This window comes from Bacillus sp. LR--39 (assembly GCF_053613335.1).
Genome location: NZ_JBSIOT010001415.1, coordinates 1 through 553, shown reverse-complemented (window position 1 = coordinate 553; position 553 = coordinate 1). Strand labels below are relative to the sequence as shown.

The window sequence follows — 553 nt, the reverse complement described above, 5'->3', positions numbered from 1 at the left end:
GTGGATAAACTCACGCAGCACATATTCCTCATGAACATCATCCTCTGCTAAAAGGCCTGCGTTAAAATCAATCCAATGCGGCTTCGCTTCATACAGCTCGGTGTTTGTCGCTACTTTCACCGTCGGGACAAAGGTGCCAAACGGCGTGCCTCTCCCCGTTGTAAAGAGGACAATTTGGCAGCCGGCCGCCGCCAATGCGGAGGAGGCGATCAAATCATTGCCCGGTGCGCTCAAAAGAGTCAGCCCTTTTGTCTTGAGCACTTCACCGTATTTCAAGACATCCGTGACAGGAGAAATCCCCGCTTTTTGCGTACAGCCCAGCGATTTATCCTCAAGTGTAGAAATGCCGCCCGCTTTGTTGCCCGGTGAAGGATTTTCGTACACCGGCTGATCATGTTTAATAAAGTATTGTTTGAAATCATTGATTAAATCGACTATCTTATGAAACACTTCTTCATTGGCAGCCCGCTGCATCAGGATGGTTTCTGCGCCGAACATTTCCGGTACTTCCGTCAGCACAGTACTCCCTCCCTGTGCAATGAGATAATCTGAA

1 pseudogene is annotated in these 553 nt (G+C 49.0%); it reads right to left on the bottom strand.

Features of this window, described 5'->3' with window-relative positions:
- A pseudogene (locus ACWHAR_RS30850) lies at nt 1-553 on the bottom strand (altronate dehydratase); the annotation flags it as partial.